We start from the raw sequence: 17230 nt of genomic DNA, 5'->3' as shown, positions 1-17230 counted from the left end.
CGTCGTCCGCCCGGAGGGCGGACCCCGCGGTGTCGGGTGCGTGCTCCCGGCGCGCCGGGCACCGGGCGGGCCTCACCGGGTCGCGCACGGGGACCCGGGGGCGCGAGGGCCCACGGGCTCGCCCCGCGGGGCGAGGGGCCTGCCGCCACGCGCGGTGAGGGGTGCCGGCGGAAGGAGTCGAGTTCCTCCCGGCCGGCCGGTCGCGCCGGCCGCAGGGCGGGTTCGTCCCCGGCTCGATCCGCCGGGAAGCGGTGCGCGGGAGTTCGGCTCCCTCTCCCCTCCCCTTTTCCTTAAGCCGTCCTTAAGCGCTCCTCAAGTGATCATGAGCCGAGACGACTCTCCTCACGTAAGCCCAGGTCACAGGGGTTCGGGACAAGTCGGGCGGGTTGGCGGCGGAGGTTCCGGGTCGTAGCATCGGGCCCCGCGACGGCCTCGGCGCACGGGGTGAGAGCGCTCTCACCCCGCTCCCCCGCGCCTGCCGCAGCGACAGGGCATCCGCACGAGCACCCGCTCGCGCACCCGCACAACGAGCACCCGCACGAGTACCTCAGGAGACCCCCCACATGACTCCTCGTCACCAGCGTCGTCCCGGCCGCCGCACCCTCCTCGCCGCCCTCGCGGGAACGGTCGTCGCCGCACCCGCCGTCGCCGCGCTGGCCCCCCACGCCCTCGCGGGCCCGGACGAGGGCGAGAGCAAGGCGGCGGCCGGCTCCCTGCCCCTGACGATCGCCAACGACAGCGGTTCCTTCGCCAACGCCAACATCCACGTCTACATCGTCGGCAATCAGGACGGCCGGCAGGTGCGCGTCAAGCCCGACGGCACCCTGGCGCCGGTGGCCATGTCGGACAACGGCCCCGACGGCTTCGCCGACTACGCGATCAGCCTGGCCGGCAGCGGCGAGACCCGGCTGTCCCTGCCGTACATGTCCGGCCGGATCTACGTCTCGCTCGGCGCCAAGCTGAAGTTCAAGGTCGTCGCCGACGGCAACGGCAACCCCGCGCTGCAGTACCCGGCGGGCTGGGTGAAGTCGGACCCCAGCTACGGAGTGCTGCACGACTGCGCCGAGTTCACGTACAACTCCTCGGGCATGTTCTGCAACACGACCATGGTCGACATGTTCAGCGTGCCGCTGAGCATCCGGCTGACCGGCGCCAAGGACCAGACCACGGGCACCCTGCGCAAGGGCGGCCGGGCGGCCGCGTTCGCCGCCGTGCGCCAGGTCGAGGAGTTCGCCCCGCTCGTCGTGGACGACACCCGGATCATCGCCCCCGGCCACGGCCTGGACGCGGGCCTGTTCCCCAAGGACTACTTCGCCCCGTACATCGACGAGGTGTGGAGCACGTACACCGGCCGGGACCTCACGGTGACCACCAACGCCGGCACCTTCACCGGCCGGGTGCGCGGCGAGCGGCTCACCTTCGACGGGCCCGCCTCGGTCTCGTTCGGCAAGCCGTCCACGCGGGACGTGCTGTTCTGCGACGGCGCCCTCGCCGCTCCCAACGACGGCAAGACCGGTCCGGTGGCCGCCGTGCTCGGTGCCGGGTTCAACCGCTCGACGCTGCTCTCCTCGCCGGCCCAGCCGACCACCGACCCCTCGTCGTTCTACCGCACCGAGATCACCAACCACTACTCCAAGGCCCTGCACGCGGCCAGCGAGGACGGCAAGGCGTACGGCTTCGCCTTCGACGACGTGGTCGACTTCGCCTCCTACATCCAGGACACCGCCCCGACGGGTCTGCGGCTGACGCTCACGCCCTTCGAGTGACGCCCGGCCGGCCGGGTCGCCCCTGACGGCGCCCCGGGGGCGCGCCCATGCGGTGCGTTCCCGGGGCGCCGTCGGGTCGTCAAAGCAGGGCCGGTCCCCGACGGCGCGGTGGCTGCCGCAGCGGGGTCCGCGGGCCCACCACGGTGGTCGGGGTGCCGCGGGCACGACCCTGGACGCCGGCCGGGCCCCGGACGACACGGCCGAGGAGGACGCCGCCGCTGCCGGCGGCGGGGACACGGGCTTGCGCGCCCGCCGCGGTGGCGGCGGGCGCGCACCGGCGGGCGTGCGGACGGGGCCCGGCGGGCCGGCGCACCGGTCCGGGCCAGGTTTCCGCGGCCCCCGGGAAGGTACCCCTGCACCCAGAGGAAGCGGCCCCCTCACAGCGGTGCCCGCGCCTTCCGGATGCACGGCGCGCCCCCGCGTTGAATGGTGATATCGGACCCGATGCCACCACCGGGGCCGCAACAGTGATCCGGACCCGAGGAGCAGAGAATGTCGACGTCACAGCCCGACGCGTCCGCGTCCCGGCAGCCCGAGGACCGTGCCACCCCGGACCGCCTGCTCCACACCCGCAACGGCACCGACGTGTCGCCCGAGGACGTGGTGCTCGCCTCGGGCAAGGACCTCACTCCGCGCACCCTGGAATGGGCCGAGCGCAAGCTGGCGGCCGAGGGCCCCGCCGCCCTGGACAAACTGCTGCCCTGATGCCGCGGACGCGCCGGGGGCCGGTCCGGTACGGGTGTGTACCGGACCGGCCCCCGGGTGCGTCCGGGGCGGCGACCGCCGCGGTGACCGGGCGCGTACGGGACGGCACCCCCTCGGCGGCCGAGGGGGTGCCGTCCCGCCGGCCGGCGCCGGGTGGGTGCGGCGCCCGGTGCGCTCAGGTCCCCCGCTCGTCCTCCGGCAGGGCGACGTCGTCCTCCACCACGTGCATGGCCGCCTCCTCGGCGCCGGCCGCTCCCCCGTCGATGCCCACGTCGGCGGCGACGGTCTCCTTGGTGGTGTCGGTGCGTACGCCCTCGTCCGGGGCGACCAGGCGGCCGGCGCGGTCCGTGCCGGCCTCGGGATCGACCGGTTCGCCCTCGCCCGCGGGGGTGTCGCCGATGCCGTCGCCGACCGGGCCGGACACGTCGGGCACCTCCTGGGCCAGCCGCTGGTCGATGGTCTCGCCCTCGCGCTGCTCGGCGGCCGTGATGCCGTGCTTGGTGACGCCCAGCGGCTTCTCCGGCGGGGAGTAGCCCTCGTCGAGCATGTCGTCGTAGGTCCGTTCGTCGACGGCGTCCTGCAGGTCCAGGGGCGCGGCGTCCTCCTGTTCCTCGTTGGTTCCGGTGGGCTGGTACGCGTCGTCCGCCATCGCCTCGGGGCCCATCGGTTCCGTGCCCATGACTGCCTCCCTGTCGCGCTGCGTCGACTCGTTCGTCTCTCGTGCCTGATCCGCGTTTCCCGTTACGCGATCTCTAACCTCGGCAGCCGGCCGTCGGTCCCGGAAAAGGCGGGTGCGGTCCGGGCGCGGGGCCGCGCGGCGGGCCACGACGGCGAGGGTGCCGGCGAAGGCGCCCCGGTCGGCGGCGTGCGGGGCCGGGCCGGCCGTCGTGCTCCGCCACCGCCCTGTCCTCCCCCCGCCGTCGGCTGCCGGCCGTCTCCCGTCCGGCCCCGGCGGGCGGGGAACGCCGCCGACGGTCACAGTGCCCTGCGGCGCACCAGCACCGCGAGCACCAGCAGGCCCGGCACCAGCGGCAGCCACACGGTCAGCAGCCGGTAGCCGAGGACCGCGGAGGCCGCCGCGGGGGCCGGGGCCCCGGCGACGGCGAGGCCCAGGGCGAGCGCCGCGTCGAGGGAGCCGAGGCCGCCGGGGGTGGGCAGCAGGACGGCGGCGCCGCTCGCGGCGAGGTAGGCCAGGGCCACCCGGGCCGGGGGCAGCGGCAGGGCGACCGCCTGGGTGACGGCGATCAGCACCAGGCAGTGCAGGACGAGGAAGGCCAGCGAGCCGCCCCACAGGGCCGCGGCCCGGCGCGGTCGCGCGTGCACGGCCCTGAGGTCCGCCGACACCGCCGACCACGCCCGCCGCACCCGGGGCCCCAGCGAAACGGTGAGCAGGACGGCCCCGCAGGCGAGGAGGAGGGCGACGGCCACCGCCGTCCGGGAGACCTGCGGGATCCGCAGCATGCCGGGGCAGGTCAGGGCGAGCCCCGCGCCGAGGACGGCTCGGGTGAGCGCTCCGGCCGCGGTCTTGACCGCGAGGGCCGCCACCGCGCGGCGGGCCGTCATGCCGCAGCGCGTGAGGAAGCGCAGGTTCACCGCGCCCGCACCGAGCCCCGAGGGCAGGACCTGGTTGGCGGCGCAGGCGGCGAACTGGGCGGCCACCAGCCGCCGTCCGGGCAGTCGCCGCACTACCGCGCCCTGCAGGGCGAGCGCCGAGCACCCCCAGGTCCCGGCCGCGGCGGCGGCACCCGCCAGCAGCGTGCCCCGGTCGGCGCCGGCGAGCCGGCCGGCGCCGTTCTCGAGCACGGGCCAGTGGTGCCGCGCCAGGACGGCAGCGGCCACCAGGACGGCGAGGGCGAGGGCGGTGTGCCAGTGGGCCCGTCCGCGGCCGGGGGGCGCGAGGGCCTGCTCGGACGTCATCCCGGGCCGTCCCGCAGGTCCGCCGGTGCGACGCGGACCTGCAGGTCGCCGACGCGGTGGACGGTCCAGGACCGGGCGTAGCCGGCCGGTGCGCCGCCGGGGAGGGTGAGGTGGGCGACGGGGATCCGGCGCGCGGTGTCCAGGATCCGTGCCGTGGTGGTGTTCTCGTTGTGGCCGCCGGTCGCGCCGGAGGCGCAGCCGGTGTAGAACCCGATGGGGATGGCCTCGTGGCCGGTGAGCAGACAGGGCGGGCGGACGCCGAGGCGGTGCAGCTCGGTGGCGGTGCGGGCCCAGGCGCGGCGGCTGTCGGTGTTGCGGTCCACGGTGTGCACGAGGACGGCGAGCTGCACGGCCAGGTGTCCGGCCAGCCCCAGCGCGACGAGGGCCGCGGCCGCCGGGCGCCACCGGCCGCCCGGGGTCCTGGCCAGGTGCCACAGCGCGTCGGCGACGGGGATCGCGAGCAGCGCGTAGGCGGGCAGCAGGAACCGGGGGGCCGCGTAGCCGATCATGAACAGGTAGGGCAGGGCGGCCGTCGTGGCGCAGGCCAGCGGGAGGAGGGTGCGGGCGGTGCGGCGGGCCCGGACCGCGACGGCCAGGGCCAGGGCGGCGAGCAGGGGCAGGGCGAACCACCACAGGGTGACCACCGGGTGGGGCATCGACCCGGTGCACGGACGGCACAGAGCCCGCCCCCCGAGGCTGCGCAGCTGGTCGTCGACGGCGATCTGCCAGCCGAGGCCGCCCTGGATGCGGGAGGCCTCGTGCAGTCGCTGTGCAAGTCCGCCGTGGCCGGTGTACGCCTCGATCACCCACTCCACGGCGCCCGCCGCGAGGCCCGCCAGGAGGACGAGCAGCAGGCGCCGTGAGCGGCGCACGAGCGCGAGGGCGAGCAGGGGCGCCGTCACCCAGACCGCGTCGGTGGGGCGCATCCACGCCATGAGCATCGCGGCGGCGGCGACGCCCCACAGCGCCGCCCGCGCGGTGGGGTCGGACCGCAGCCGCAGGAAGCAGCCGACGCAGATCAGCGCGCCGACGGCGACCCAGTAGTTGGGCATCGCCTGCGGTCCGTAGAAGAGGGTGATCCACAGGGAGGCGAACAGGGCGCCGCCGAGGGCCAGGACCCGCGTGGGGAACAGGCCGCGCCAGACCCGCAGGGCCAGGTAGAGGGCGAGGCCGGACAGCAGGGCGAGGTAGACGCGCAGCAGCGGGGTGGACGACGACCAGGACGCGACGGGCGCCACGAGCAGGGAGACCCCCCGGGCGCGCGGCGCGCTGAAGAAGGCCGCCGGCGCCTGGTCGCCGACCTGGCTGACGTAGACGACCTCGTCCCAGCCGAGGCCCAGCACCGGGCGCACGAGGACGAGCTGCGCCAGGGTGAAGACGCCGGCCACCGCCGCGAGCGGACCGCTGCCGCGGACCCGGCGGAACACGCCGGAGGCGTTCGTCTGCTCACGTCGTCGTATACCGACCAGCATGGCGCCCGCGCCACCGGTCATCGTCCACCCCTTTCCCCTACGTGTCGCAGGGCTGCTGGACCCCACGGCCGGGGGCTGAAGACGGAAGCAAGGGAAAACACGGTCAAACTAACCCGTGTGCGACAGGCGTGCAGGCCGATATACGGCCAACCGCCTGATCCCCGCGCCCCGCGGCGCCGCCGGCCGGACGCCTCCCGCGCCGGGGTCAGCGGGCGTTCGGCCGGCGGTGCGGGGGCTGCTCGGGGACCGGCCGCGGTGCGACCGGGGGCACGTCGCGCACCACGGGGGCGTCCTCGCCCACCGTGAGCTCGCTGCCGTGGTGGCTGATCGTCAGGGGCCGGCCGGAGTGCAGCGTGTAGGTGGCCCGGTCCGCGGTGATCTCCACGCGCAGGCAGCGGCCGAGGAAGCGCAGCGTGAAGGCCAGGCGGCTGAACCTGCCCGGCAGGCGCGGCGCGAAGTGCAGCGTGCCGTCCTCGCACCGCATGCCGCCGAACCCGGCGACCAGCGCCGTCCACGTCCCCGCCAGGGAGGCGATGTGCAGACCGTCGCGGGTGTTGTGCTCCAGGTCCCCGAGGTCCATCAGGGCGGCCTCGGCGGTGTAGTCGTAGGCCAGGTCCAGATGGCCCGCCCGGGCGGCGATCACGGCCTGGACACAGGCCGACAGGGAGGAGTCCCGGACCGTCAGCGGCTCGTAGTAGGCGAAGTTCCGGGCGATCTGCTCCTCGTCGTAGAACTCCTCGAAGAAGCTGCCGCAGGTGTACATGGCCAGCACCAGGTCGGCCTGTTTGACGACCTGTTTGCGGTACAGGTCGAAGTACGGGAAGTGCAGCATCAGCGGGTACTGGTCCGGGCGGGTGCGGGCGAAGTCCCAGCGCTGGTAGCGGGTGAAGCCGGCGTGCTGTTCGTGCACGCCGAGTTCGTCGTTGTACGGGACGTGCACGGCCTCGGCGGCGGCCCGCCAGGCGGCGCTCTCCTCCTCGTCGACGCCGAGCCCGGCCGCCTCGTCGGGGTGGCGCTTGCAGGCGTCGGCGGCGGCCAGCAGGTTGGCCCGGGCCATGAGGTTGGTGTAGGTGTTGTCGTCGGCGATCGCGCTGTACTCGTCGGGTCCGGTGACGCCGTCGATGTGGAAGACGCCCCGGTCGTCGTGGTGGCCGAGGGAGCGCCACAGGCGGGCGGTCTCCACCAGCAGTTCGACGCCGACCTCGCGCTCGAAGGTCTCGTCGCCGGTCGCCGCCACGTACCGTACGACGGCGTCGGCGATGTCGGCGCCCACGTGGAACGCGGCCGTGCCGGCCGGCCAGTACGCGGAGCCCTCGGAGCCCTCGATGGTCCGCCAGGGGAACGCGGCGCCGCGCAGCCCGAGTTGGGCCGCGCGCTCCCGGGCCGCGTCCAGGGTGTTCCGGCGCCAGCGCAGCGCCTCGGCGGCGGCGTCCGGGGCGGTGAAGGTCAGCAGGGGCAGGACGAAGACCTCGGTGTCCCAGAAGGCGTGGCCGTCGTATCCGGAGCCGGTCAGCCCCTTGGCGGGGATCGCGCGCTGCTCGGCGCGGGCCCCGGCCTGCAGGACGTGGAAGAGGGCGAAGCGGACGGCCTGCTGGATCTCCTCGTCGCCGTCGACCTCGACGTCGGCCCGCGCCCAGAAGTCGTCCAGGTAGGACCGCTGCTCCTCCAGCAGGCCCTGCCAGCCGCTGTGCGCGGCCGCCGCGAGCGCCGCCTCCACCTGGTCGCTCATCGCGGGCCGGGAGCGGGCGCCGGACCAGCCGTGGGCGACCAGCTTCTCCACGCGCAGGACCTGGCCCGGTTCCAGGACGGAAGTGACCGTCAGACGGGCGACGTCCACGTTGCTCTCGCTGCTGGTGGTGGTCGGCCCGGGCCCGCTGACGACGTGGTCGGCGGCGACGGCGACCCGCAGGCCGCTGCGGCGGGTGCGGTGCACCAGGCGCAGCCGGCTGCCGGAGGCGAGGTCCTCCTCCGGCTCCAGCGGCGACTTCAGCGCCCGGGCCGCGCGCGGGTCGCCGTCCGGCTCGGGCAGGCTCTCGTTGGCGACCAGTTCCGACTGCACGACCACGCGGGTGCGGCTGTCGACCGGCTCCACCTCGTACGCCACGGCCGCGATCGCCCGCTGGGTCAGGGAGACCAGCCGCGTGGAGCGCACCCGTACCGTCGAACCGGCCGGGGAGGTCCACTCGCAGGTCCGCTCCAGCACGCCCCGGCGCAGGTCCAGCGTCCGCTCGTGGTGCACGAGCCGCCCGTAGCGCAGGTCGAACGGTTCGTCGTCGACCAGCAGCCGCACCACCTTGCCGTTGGTGACGTTGATGGCCGTCTGCCCGGACTCCGGGTAGCCGTAGCCGGCCTCGGCGTACGGCAGCGGGTGCAGCTCGTACACGCCGTTGAGGTAGGAGCCGGGCAGGCCGTGCGGTTCGCCCTCGTCGAGGTTGCCGCGCCAGCCGACGTGGCCGTTGGACAGCGCGAACACGGACTCGCTCTGGGCCAGCAGATCGAGGTTGAGGTCCGATTCGCGCACGGCCCACGGCTCGACGGCGTACGCCCGCTGCGTGATCACTCCTTGCCCCCCAGTTCGGCGAGGTCCTTCACGACGCGGTCGGCGCCGTGCGCGTACAGGGCGTCGGCCTGCCCGACGCGGTCGACACCGACGACGTGTCCGAAGCGGCCCGCGCGGCCCGCGTCCATGCCGGCCAGCGCGTCCTCGAAGACGGCCGCCCGCGCCGGTTCGACGCCGAGGTCGCGGGCGGCGGCCAGGAAGGTGTCGGGGTGCGGCTTGCCCGGCAGCCCGCGCTCGGCGGCGACCACGCCGTCGATCCGTACGTCGAACAGGTGCTCGGCGTCGATCGAGCGCAGCACGTCCTGGCAGTTGGCGCTGGAGGAGACGATCGCGGTGCGCAGTCCCTGGGCGCGGACCGCCTCCAGGTAGCGCAGGGTGCCGTCGTAGGCCTGGACGCCCTCGGTGCGGATCTTCTCCAGGAGGAGCGCGTTCTTGCGGTTGCCGAGCCCGTGCACGGTCGGGGCGTCGGGCGGGTCGTCGGGGGTGCCCTCGGGCAGTTCGATGCCGCGGGAGGAGAGGAAGGTGCGTACGCCGTCGGCGCGTGGGCGGCCGTCGACGTACTCGTCGTAGTCGCGGGCCGTGTCGAACGGCCGGAAGTGCTCGCCGTCGCGCTCGCGCAGGAAGGCGTCGAACGTCTCCTTCCAGGCGGCCGCGTGCACCACGGCCGTCTTGGTGACGACCCCGTCGAGGTCGAAGAGGCAGGCCTGGATGTCTTCGGGAAGACCGAGCTCCGTCATACAGGACCCGTTCCCCGCGGCGGGGGCGTCCACTTTGTGGCGCACACCACATGCCCGGTGCCGTGCGGGACCGGGCGCGGCCGGCCGGGCACGGGGTGGCACACTCTGCTGTGTGCCGCTGACTTTCGACGACCTGCTCACGCGTGCCCGTGCTCTGCCCCGGGACGGCCGACGCGCGGTCCTCGGCATCGCCGGCGGTCCCGGCGCGGGCAAGACGACGCTCGCCGAGCACCTGGTGCGAGAGCTGAACACGGGCGGGGAGCCCTGGGCCGCGCACGTCCCGATGGACGGCTTCCACCTCGCCGACGCCGAACTCGACCGGCTCGGCCGCCGGGACCGCAAGGGCGCGCCCGACACCTTCGACGCGGCCGGGTACGCGGCGTTGCTGCGCCGCCTGCGCGAGGAACCGGACGGGGAGGTGGTCTACGCGCCCGGCTTCGAACGCGTGCTGGAGCAGCCGATCGCGGGGGCCGTGCCGGTGCCGCCGACGGCCCGGCTGGTCGTGACGGAGGGCAACTACCTCCTGCTGGAGACCGGTGCCTGGGCCCGGGTCCGGCCGCAGCTCGACGAGGTGTGGTTCTGCGAGGTGGAGGAGGCCGAGCGCGTCCGGCGTCTGGTCGCCCGCCACGAGGAGTTCGGCAAGGGCCGCGACGAGGCGGTGGCGTGGGTGCTGGGCACGGACCAGCGCAACGCCGACCTGGTCGCCGCGACCCGGGACCGGGCCGACCTGGTCGTGCCGGCGTCCGCGTTGCCGGTCCATGCCCACCGGGCGGACGGGAACGCACCGGCACGACCGGAGCGCTGAACCGGACCAGACCGTGGACCGGGACCGGGATCGGAGCAGGGTCCAGGACCGGGGCGTGGACCGGGACCGGGATCGGAGCAGGGTCCGGGACCGAGCGTGGACCGGGACCGGAGGGCCGGTCGGCGCACGCCGTCGAGGCGTCCCCCGTCCCCCGCGTGGCCTGACGTTCTCTCACCTTCTCGCCGCCTGCGGCCACTTCGTCCGGCGGGGACGCCCCGAGGAGACCGGCCGTCCCCTGACCGACCGGTCCTCCTCCGTCCCTCGACGGTTCTGCCGCGTCCGCGTGGCCGGTCCGGCCGGATCGAGCCGGCCTCCGGGGCGGTGCGGGCCGTATCCGTCTGCGGCTGCACGACTCCGACGTGGACCGGGGCCAGGACTGGGCCGGCTAGCCGACCGGCTGCGCGCGCGGTACCGCGGCGAGCGGATCCGGCTCGTGTGCAAGGGCAGCGGTGTGCCGTCCTTCCACGGGATCGAGGCCGCCGATCCGCTCGCCGTGCCCGCCGACCGGGTGCGGGGGCCGCTGGTCGTGTCCGGCTCCTCGGCCGCGAAGGCGACGGGGCGGCCGACCGGGTCGATCCGCACCAGCCGTCCGGTCGACACGGCCGGTCACTCGATCACGATCCGCCGCCGTCGGCCGCCGCCACCGCTTCCTACCGCTCCGCGTGCTGGAAGCCCTCGGCGCTGACGTGCGTCATCACGCTGCTCGCCACGCGGTAGCGGCCGTTGGGCACGTCGGCGGACCGGGTGACGTGCACGGTGAGCGGGCCGGCCCACTCGTAGCCGTGGCGTTCGGCGTGCCGGGCGAGGCTGTCGGTGAGCACCTGGTCCACCCGGCTGCCCCGGCGCGTCAGTTCCTCGTGGACCGGGCCGGCGAGCTCCACCTCGTAGGCGTTCGGCACCAGGACGCGGCCCGCGGGGCACACCACGGCCTTGTCGTCGCATTCACGGTGCAGGGCGTCGAGGAGTTCGACCGGTTCCTTGTCGAACATCCGCACCCACAGTGCCTCCCATCGGTTCTCCAGGGCCTCTTCCAGCGCACTCAGTGCGCCCATATGTCTCTCACCTGCCGCAAGCGTCGTCGGGTGGATGGGGTGGACCGGTGTCTACCGCTCGTCGAAGTCGTCGGGCCGCACCTCGGCCTCCTCCAGCGCCTCACGCAGGGTGCGGCCGGTGGCGCCCTGCGGCCGGGACTCGTCGTGCTCCTGGTCCTGGTTCCCGACGACCTCGTCGGTCGTGTGGGTCTTGGCCCGGTTCTCCTCGGGGACGGTCATGCCGAACTCCCATCGCGTCGTTCCGGACGATCCCCCGGCGTGCCGCCGGGGCCCGTCCGCCGTGTCGGGTCTTCTGCCGCGGCGGGTTCCCGCACATGGCGCGGCTATCCATCCGCCGGGGACCGGATGCCTTTCCGGCCCGGGGCGGGCGGTCCCGTGCGACCGTGAGCAGGCCCTGGTCACCACGGTGCGTGAGCTATGTTGAACTTCCGTGGGAGACGAAGGAGGCACACCGGTGCCATCGCCGCAGCAGGCACGCGCACAGGCGTCCGCGATCACCTCGGGGAAGGCGGACCCGGAGGCGGAGGTGTCCCCGACGTCCCGGCTGCGGGCGCTCTTCGACGGGCCCCGGCTCTCCCCCGGCCAGCGCCGCATCGCCCAGTACCTGATCGAGCACATCACCGAGGCGGCGTTCCTGTCGATCACGGACCTCGCGGACCGCGTCGGCGTCAGCCAGCCCTCGGTGACGCGGTTCGCCTCGGCGGTCGGCTTCAGCGGTTACCCCGCGCTGCGGGAGAGGCTCCAGTCGATCGCGCTCGGCACCTTCACCGGAGGCCCGGCGGAGGAGAACCGGGCCAACGAGCTGCAGGCGGCCGTGGACGCCGAGATCGAGAACCTGGAGAACCTGCGGCGGGACTTCGCCGACGCCGACCGTGTGATCGAGGTCGGCCGCGAGCTGTCGGCGTCGACCCCGCTGACGGTCCTCGGGCTGCGCATCTCCGTCTCGCTGGCCGAGTACTTCGCGTACGCCGCCCGCCGCGTCCACCCGGACGTGCGGCTGGTGACGCGGGGCGGCAGCGTCGCCTACGACGCGCTGCTGCAGTCGCGCGAGGCCGGCGGCACCTGGGTGCTGGCGTTCTCCATGCCCCGGCACGCCCAGGAGACCCTGACCGCCGTACGGGTCGCGCGCGGCGCCGGCCTGAAGGTCGCGCTGATCACCGACCTGGCCCTCGGGCCGATCGCCGACGCGGCCGACGTCGCCTTCGCCACCGGCACCGGATCACGTCTGGTCTTCGACTCCTACGCCGCCCCGGGCGTGATGTGCGCGGCCCTGCTGCAGGCCATGACCGACGCGGACCCCGAGCGGACGCAGGCCCGCCTGGAGGAGTACGAGCAGGTCGCCGACCAGCACCATTTCTTCCTCCGGGACTGAACGTCCCCTGCTCCCCCTCTTCCCGGCTCTTCCCTGCTCTTCCCGGCTCTTCCCGGCTCTTCCCGGCTTTTCCCGGAATCTTCTTCCCCGGGGCTTCCTCCCGGGGCGCAACGCCCCTGTTTCCTCCGGGGGACGGCGCTCCCCGCCTCCGCACCGGCCGACGCGGCGCACCCCGCCGCACACGGGGTTCCCGATCAGAGCACGCATGAATGTTTTCATACGTCTTGCAAAGCAGATGGCATATATAAATACTGCTCACGCACCACCCGCTCCGCCCGGAAAGCCGACGGTCCGCCATGCGCACTCCGCTCCATCCGCCGCGCGGCCGGCACCTGCCCGCACCGGGTTCCTGCGCGAGCACCCGACACCGCCGGCTCCTGCCCGCTCCGGCGTCCCGGGTGTTCGGCCGGGCCTCACCCGCCCGGCCGCCCGGGGCGGCCCCGGTCATCCCCTAGGCCGGGGCCGCCCGCCCCCGTCGTCCACCCCCACGACGCCGCACACCCGGAAGCGAACACCATGCCCCTGACGTCCACGCGCACCAGCCCGGACTGGCCCTGCCAGGTCAAGATGCCCGGCAGCTACGACTGGGAGCGCTCGGCGGCCAAGTGGCTGCGCGAGCTGGTGCCGGCGCGCTACGCCGGCTATCCCGCGCTCCTGCGCCACCCCGTCCTGCTCGCCCGGCACGCGCAGATCCAGGTCCAGCACGAGATCCGGGTGGCCCGCACCGCCCTGCAGACCGCCCGGGCCGACCTGCCGCGGCTGGGGCTGCCCGAGTCGGTCATCGAGCACACGATCAAGCTGTACGCGGCGGAGGTGATGCAGCTGCAGCACATCGCGCGCAGCGTGCGGGCCGTCACCGAGGCCCTGGCCGAACGCAACGCCGGGCGCTGACCGGGGCGGGGCCGCGACCGTCGGGCGCCGGCGGTCGCGGCGCCGGGCGTCCGGCCACGGCGCCGCGGTCGCGCGCATGGGCCGCGCCACGCGTGGCACACGTGACGGAATGAGCGCCACCGAATCCCGGCGCAGCGAGCCGGTGACCACGATCCTCACCTGGCAGGTGCGCCCGGGCCGCCAGCAGCAGTTCGAGGAGTGGACGCACGGGATCACCCGGTGCGCCAGACGGTTCCCGGGCAACGAGGGCGTCTCCTGGCTGCGGCCCGAGGGCGGCCACCGCTACCACGCGGTGCTGCGCTGGTCGGATCCGCACCGGCTCGCCGCCTGGCTGGACTCCGCGGAGCGCGCGGACTGGCACCGCCGGATCGAGGACATCGCCACCGAGATCAGCAGCGAACGCCAGTCGACGACCGGAATGGAGACCTGGTTCAGCCTGCCGGGCACCACCGTGCAGGCCCCGCCCCGGTGGAAGATGGTGATCACCACCTTCCTCGGCGCCTATCCGTGCACCCTGCTCATCCAGTGGCTGCTGGCGCCCCGCACCGCCGACTGGCCCCTGCCGCTGCGCGCCGCCGTCTTCCCGCTGGTGCTGCTGCCGGTGCTCACGTATCTCGTCATGCCGCGCCTGAGCCGGCTGCTGCGGCTGTGGCTGTACCGGACCGGCGACCGCTGACCCGCGGCGGTGGGAACCGGCGGTCCGGGCGGTCCGGCCGGGGGCCCGGTTCCTGCCGCCAAGCCGGTCTTCCCACCCGGTTTCGTGTGCGATGCTCGACGCGTGACGAGCGAGCCCGCTACCCCGGCGGAGACCGGTGCCGCGCCGGACCTGGCCGAACTGGCCAAGGTCGTCGCCCGGCAACGCGCCGAGATGGACCGGTTGCGCGGCCAGGCGGCGACGTCCGCGGTCGTGGAGCGGGCCAAGGGCGCCGTCATGGCACTCACCGGCTGTTCCGCGGACGCCGCGGGCGAACTGCTGCTGCAGCGGGCCAAATCGGCACGGCGCACGCTGCTGGAGGAGTGCTGGATCACGCTGGGGAGCCTGACGCCGCCCCCCGGGGGCCCCGCCGGGCAGCCGGAGACCGCCGCGGGCGAGGAGCCGGTCCTGCCCGGCGCCGACGGCACCGAGGCCCTGGTGGAGGCGGCCGCGCCGGAGGACGTCCGCACCGCTCTGGGCCGTCTCGGGCAGGCCCTCGCCCGCGTCCACACCTTCCAGGACCTCGCCCGCTGCCTGCTGGAACACCTCATGCCTGACACGGGCACGGACGCGGTCATGATCTACGTCCGGCGGCGCACCGGCGGGCTGGAACTGGCCGGGCACGCCGGTGTCGGCGCCGCCCTGGCCGCCGAGTGGCACCAGGTGCCGCCGGTGAGCGGGGTCGCGGCACTGGACGCCCTCCGGGCGGGCGAGCCCTGCTGGCTGGAGGACCCCGCCGAGGACAGGGAGCGGTACCTGCTGATCGGGGATCCGCCCGAGCGGTGGCGTTCCCGTGCCTGGCTGCCCGTGCCGGCCCCGGGCGCGCCCGAGGTCTGCGTCGGGGTGCTGCGCGGCCGCGCCGGGCCGTTCACCCCGCGCGACCGCGCCCACCTGCGGGGTGTGACGCGGCTGTGCGCGGGCTGGCTGCGCACGTTCGGCGCCCGGCCCGGCCCGCCCGCCGCCACCGTGGGGCCCGCCGTGCAGGCGGTGTTCGGGGTGCTGCCGGTCGCGGCGTTGCTGCTCACCCCGCTGCGCACCGCGTCGGGCGAGGTCCAGGACTTCCGCGTCGACGCCGCGACCGCCCAGGCGGGCAGCCTGCTGGGCCGCGCCGACGACGGCCTCGCCGGGCGGCGGCTGCTGGAGTGCCGGCCGGACGCGGCGCACGAGCCGCTGTGGCGGGGCTGTCTGCACACACTGGCCACGGGTGAGCCGTACGAGAGCGAACCGTTCGCCCAGCAGGAGGTCGCGGACGGTGTCGCGGAGCTGTCCACCTACTCCGTCCGGGTGGCGCGGTTGGGTGAGGCGCTGGTCGTCACCTGGGTCCGGCACGGCTCCTCCGACCGGCAGGAGCAGCGGCTGGCGGACCTGCAGCGGCTGGGCAGCCTCGGCTGGGCGAACTGGAACCTGGCCACCCACGAGGCCTCCTGGTCCAGCCAGGTCTTCGCCCTCCTCGGCCGGGACCCCGCGCACGGCCCGGCCCGCCTCGCCGACCTGCCGCGCCTCGCGCTGCCCGACGACGTGCCGGCCCTGACCCGCGCGATCGAGGACCTGGTCGAGGCGGGGCGGCCGTTCGACCTCCCGTTCCGGATCCTGACGCCGCACGGCGTGCGGCATCTGCGGCTGGTGGCCGAGGCGGTGACGGACAGCCGCGGAACGCCCGTCGAGGTGCACGGCTTTGTACAGGACCTGACCGCGCGGCGGCGGGCCGAGCTGGCCCTCGTCGAGAGCGAGCGGGCGATCCTCACGCAGCACGACGTGCTCCAGGCCGAACGAGCCCTGGCCGCCCGGTTGCAGCACGCGCTGCTGCCCCTGCCGAAACGGCCGGTGGACCTGGCCGGGCTGCGCGTCGAGGTCGCCTACCTGCCCGCGCAGTCGGGGATCCACGTCGGCGGCGACTGGTTCAGCGCCATCGAACTGCCGGACGGCGACGCCCTGTTCGTGGTCGGCGACGTCGCCGGACACGGCGTGGACGCCGTCGCGACGATGGCGCAGCTGCGCTTCACCGCCAAGGGCATGGTCATCACGGGCTCCTCCCTGACCGGCGCGCTCACCCGGCTCAACACGCTGCTGCTGCACTCCCGCGACTCCCACGGCACCGCCACCCTGGTGCTGGCCCGCTACAGCCCCGGCGAGCGGCGCCTGGTGTGGGCGCAGGCGGGACACCCGCCGCCGCTGCTGCTGCGGGACGGCGAGGTGCGCCGCCTCGACCGCCCGCGCGGCCTGCTGCTCGGTGCGTGCACCGCGCCCGTCTTCGAGGAGGCGGAGTGCCGCCTCGAACCGGGCGACCGGCTGATCCTGTACACGGACGGCCTGGTCGAGCGGCCCCCGGAGAGCATCGACCGGGGTCTGGAGCGGCTCGCCGAGGCCGTCGCGGCCCACCACACCGACGAGTCCGGGTCGCTGGGAGCGCTGCTCGGGGCGATGCTGGCCGAGGAGCGCCGGGACGACGTCTGCGTCCTGGACATCCGGGTCCCGCGCGGTCCGCGGCGGTAGGGCCCGTCACTCGTCACCGCGGTGACGCCGGTACCGGTACAGGCCCACGACGAGGGCCGGCAGGAAGACGACGGGCAGGACCAGGCCCGGGACGCGGGAGCCGTCCATCGGCGTCGCCTTCGGTTCGCGGCGGTACGGGGCACCCCGTACGGCGTCCCGGGCCCTGGGTGACGCCCGCCGCCGCCCGCGCACCGGTCCTTCCCCCGGGCGTTGCCGGGGGTTCGCATGCCGGGCCCCGGATCAGTCCACCGGGTGCCCCGGGGGGATGGTGATGACGTCGCCCAGGCGCAGCAGCGGTCCGTCGTCCGTCTCCCGCTGCCCCCACTCGACCGGGTCGAGGACGAAGCCGACGTGGTCGCCGCCGCCGGTCCGGGTGAGGACCCGGCCGACGAACCACGCCGTCGCGTCCTGGAGGATCACGGCCCCGCCGTGCCCCTCCCGCCAGCGCGCGTGCCGGAACTTGTCCTCCCGGTCCCCGGTCCGCCCGCCGAACAGCTCGGCGAGCGCGCGCTGTTCGCGGCCGAGCAGATGCACGGCCAGGAACCGCGCGGACCGTGCCACCCGGTAGGTGTGGTTGGCCTCCGACAGCCACACCACGAACCGCACGGGCCGCAGGGAGCACTGCGAGGCGAATCCCACCAGGCAGCCCGCCCGTTCGCCGCCCGCGGCGGCCGTCACCACGTACACGTCGGGGTCCAGCCGTCCGGTGAACGCGTCCGCGTCGGCCATGCCCACACCGCTCCCCTTCCACGATTGCGTCTCGGGC

General features: G+C 75.0%; 15 protein-coding genes and 1 pseudogene. 8 read left to right on the top strand and 8 right to left on the bottom strand.

Annotated features, from left to right (window positions below; genetic code table 11):
- The first annotated feature begins 563 nt into the window (after positions 1 to 563).
- Both AB0L29_RS01080 and AB0L29_RS01075 read left to right on the top strand, forming a co-directional pair.
- Complete coding sequence (locus AB0L29_RS01080; protein WP_365821965.1) at positions 564 to 1766, top strand: glycoside hydrolase family 64 protein; 1203 nt, start codon at positions 564 to 566, stop codon at positions 1764 to 1766.
- 492 nt (positions 1767 to 2258) lie between these two features.
- On the top strand, positions 2259 to 2471 hold the full coding sequence (locus tag AB0L29_RS01075; protein WP_365821963.1) for a hypothetical protein: 213 nt from the start codon (positions 2259 to 2261) through the stop codon (positions 2469 to 2471).
- Positions 2472 to 2646: 175 nt separating this feature from the next.
- Here the strand turns inward: AB0L29_RS01075 and AB0L29_RS01070 are convergent, their stop codons facing one another.
- From AB0L29_RS01070 to AB0L29_RS01050, 5 genes are all read right to left on the bottom strand, one after another.
- A complete protein-coding gene (locus tag AB0L29_RS01070; protein WP_365821961.1) occupies positions 2647 to 3150 on the bottom strand; it encodes a DUF5709 domain-containing protein in 504 nt (167 codons plus the stop codon).
- Positions 3151 to 3446: 296 nt separating this feature from the next.
- Positions 3447 to 4388, bottom strand: coding sequence for a lysylphosphatidylglycerol synthase domain-containing protein (locus AB0L29_RS01065; protein ID WP_365821959.1), 942 nt, complete (start codon positions 4386 to 4388; stop codon positions 3447 to 3449).
- Positions 4385 to 5881 carry a hypothetical protein gene (locus AB0L29_RS01060; RefSeq protein ID WP_365821957.1) on the bottom strand — a complete coding sequence of 499 codons (1497 nt, stop codon included), beginning with the start codon at positions 5879 to 5881 and terminating at the stop codon, positions 4385 to 4387. The genes AB0L29_RS01065 and AB0L29_RS01060 overlap by 4 nt, the downstream gene beginning before the upstream one ends.
- Positions 5882 to 6065: 184 nt before the next feature.
- A complete protein-coding gene (locus AB0L29_RS01055) occupies positions 6066 to 8420 on the bottom strand; it encodes a glycosyl hydrolase family 65 protein (RefSeq protein WP_365821955.1) in 2355 nt (784 codons plus the stop codon).
- Entirely contained in the window at positions 8417 to 9157 is a 741-nt protein-coding gene (locus AB0L29_RS01050; RefSeq protein ID WP_365821953.1) for a beta-phosphoglucomutase family hydrolase, read from the bottom strand. Before AB0L29_RS01050 ends, AB0L29_RS01055 begins: the two co-directional genes overlap by 4 nt.
- Positions 9158 to 9269: 112 nt before the next feature.
- On the opposite strand from AB0L29_RS01050, the gene AB0L29_RS01045 reads away from it, so the two are divergent.
- Complete coding sequence (locus tag AB0L29_RS01045; protein ID WP_365821951.1) at positions 9270 to 9962, top strand: nucleoside/nucleotide kinase family protein; 693 nt, start codon at positions 9270 to 9272, stop codon at positions 9960 to 9962.
- Between the two features lie 338 nt (positions 9963 to 10300).
- Positions 10301 to 10647: pseudogene (locus AB0L29_RS01040) on the top strand (hypothetical protein); the annotation flags it as partial.
- Here the strand turns inward: AB0L29_RS01040 and AB0L29_RS01035 are convergent.
- On the bottom strand, positions 10613 to 11014 hold the full coding sequence (locus AB0L29_RS01035; protein WP_365821949.1) for a DUF3662 domain-containing protein: 402 nt from the start codon (positions 11012 to 11014) through the stop codon (positions 10613 to 10615). The pseudogene AB0L29_RS01040 and the gene AB0L29_RS01035 overlap by 35 nt on opposite strands.
- Positions 11015 to 11065: 51 nt before the next feature.
- Complete coding sequence (locus tag AB0L29_RS01030; RefSeq protein WP_365821947.1) at positions 11066 to 11233, bottom strand: hypothetical protein; 168 nt, start codon at positions 11231 to 11233, stop codon at positions 11066 to 11068.
- Between the two features lie 235 nt (positions 11234 to 11468).
- Between AB0L29_RS01030 and AB0L29_RS01025 the strand changes: the two genes are divergently transcribed.
- The 4 genes from AB0L29_RS01025 (at position 11469) to AB0L29_RS01010 (ending at position 16464) form a co-directional block, all read left to right on the top strand.
- A complete protein-coding gene (locus AB0L29_RS01025) occupies positions 11469 to 12386 on the top strand; it encodes a MurR/RpiR family transcriptional regulator (protein ID WP_365821945.1) in 918 nt (305 codons plus the stop codon).
- Between the two features lie 516 nt (positions 12387 to 12902).
- Positions 12903 to 13277, top strand: coding sequence for a hypothetical protein (locus AB0L29_RS01020; protein ID WP_365821943.1), 375 nt, complete (start codon positions 12903 to 12905; stop codon positions 13275 to 13277).
- A 109-nt stretch (positions 13278 to 13386) separates the two neighbouring features.
- Positions 13387 to 13953, top strand: coding sequence for an antibiotic biosynthesis monooxygenase (locus AB0L29_RS01015; protein ID WP_365821941.1), 567 nt, complete (start codon positions 13387 to 13389; stop codon positions 13951 to 13953).
- Positions 13954 to 14145: 192 nt separating this feature from the next.
- Positions 14146 to 16464: a SpoIIE family protein phosphatase gene (locus AB0L29_RS01010; protein WP_365822671.1), complete on the top strand. Its 2319-nt coding sequence runs from the start codon at positions 14146 to 14148 to the stop codon at positions 16462 to 16464.
- A gap of 240 nt (positions 16465 to 16704) precedes the next feature.
- Here the strand turns inward: AB0L29_RS01010 and AB0L29_RS01005 are convergent, their stop codons facing one another.
- Entirely contained in the window at positions 16705 to 17193 is a 489-nt protein-coding gene (locus AB0L29_RS01005; protein WP_365822669.1) for a flavin reductase family protein, read from the bottom strand.
- Positions 17194 to 17230 lie beyond the last annotated feature (37 nt).

Origin of the sequence: Streptomyces sp. NPDC052701 (genome assembly GCF_040678355.1) — a bacterium.
Lineage (GTDB): Bacteria > Actinomycetota > Actinomycetes > Streptomycetales > Streptomycetaceae > Streptomyces.
This window is presented reverse-complemented; position numbering and strand designations above follow the sequence as displayed.

Coding starts and splice junctions, on each gene's coding strand:
- AB0L29_RS01065 (WP_365821959.1), bottom strand. CDS start 4,388: ATGACGTCCGAGCAGGCCCTCGCGCCCCCCGGCCGCGGACGGGCCCAC.
- AB0L29_RS01060 (WP_365821957.1), bottom strand. CDS start 5,881: ATGACCGGTGGCGCGGGCGCCATGCTGGTCGGTATACGACGACGTGAG.
- AB0L29_RS01015 (WP_365821941.1), top strand. CDS start 13,387: ATGAGCGCCACCGAATCCCGGCGCAGCGAGCCGGTGACCACGATCCTC.
- AB0L29_RS01020 (WP_365821943.1), top strand. CDS start 12,903: ATGCCCCTGACGTCCACGCGCACCAGCCCGGACTGGCCCTGCCAGGTC.
- AB0L29_RS01035 (WP_365821949.1), bottom strand. CDS start 11,014: ATGGGCGCACTGAGTGCGCTGGAAGAGGCCCTGGAGAACCGATGGGAG.
- AB0L29_RS01075 (WP_365821963.1), top strand. CDS start 2,259: ATGTCGACGTCACAGCCCGACGCGTCCGCGTCCCGGCAGCCCGAGGAC.
- AB0L29_RS01080 (WP_365821965.1), top strand. CDS start 564: ATGACTCCTCGTCACCAGCGTCGTCCCGGCCGCCGCACCCTCCTCGCC.
- AB0L29_RS01010 (WP_365822671.1), top strand. CDS start 14,146: ATGGACCGGTTGCGCGGCCAGGCGGCGACGTCCGCGGTCGTGGAGCGG.
- AB0L29_RS01050 (WP_365821953.1), bottom strand. CDS start 9,157: ATGACGGAGCTCGGTCTTCCCGAAGACATCCAGGCCTGCCTCTTCGAC.
- AB0L29_RS01070 (WP_365821961.1), bottom strand. CDS start 3,150: ATGGGCACGGAACCGATGGGCCCCGAGGCGATGGCGGACGACGCGTAC.
- AB0L29_RS01005 (WP_365822669.1), bottom strand. CDS start 17,193: ATGGCCGACGCGGACGCGTTCACCGGACGGCTGGACCCCGACGTGTAC.
- AB0L29_RS01030 (WP_365821947.1), bottom strand. CDS start 11,233: ATGACCGTCCCCGAGGAGAACCGGGCCAAGACCCACACGACCGACGAG.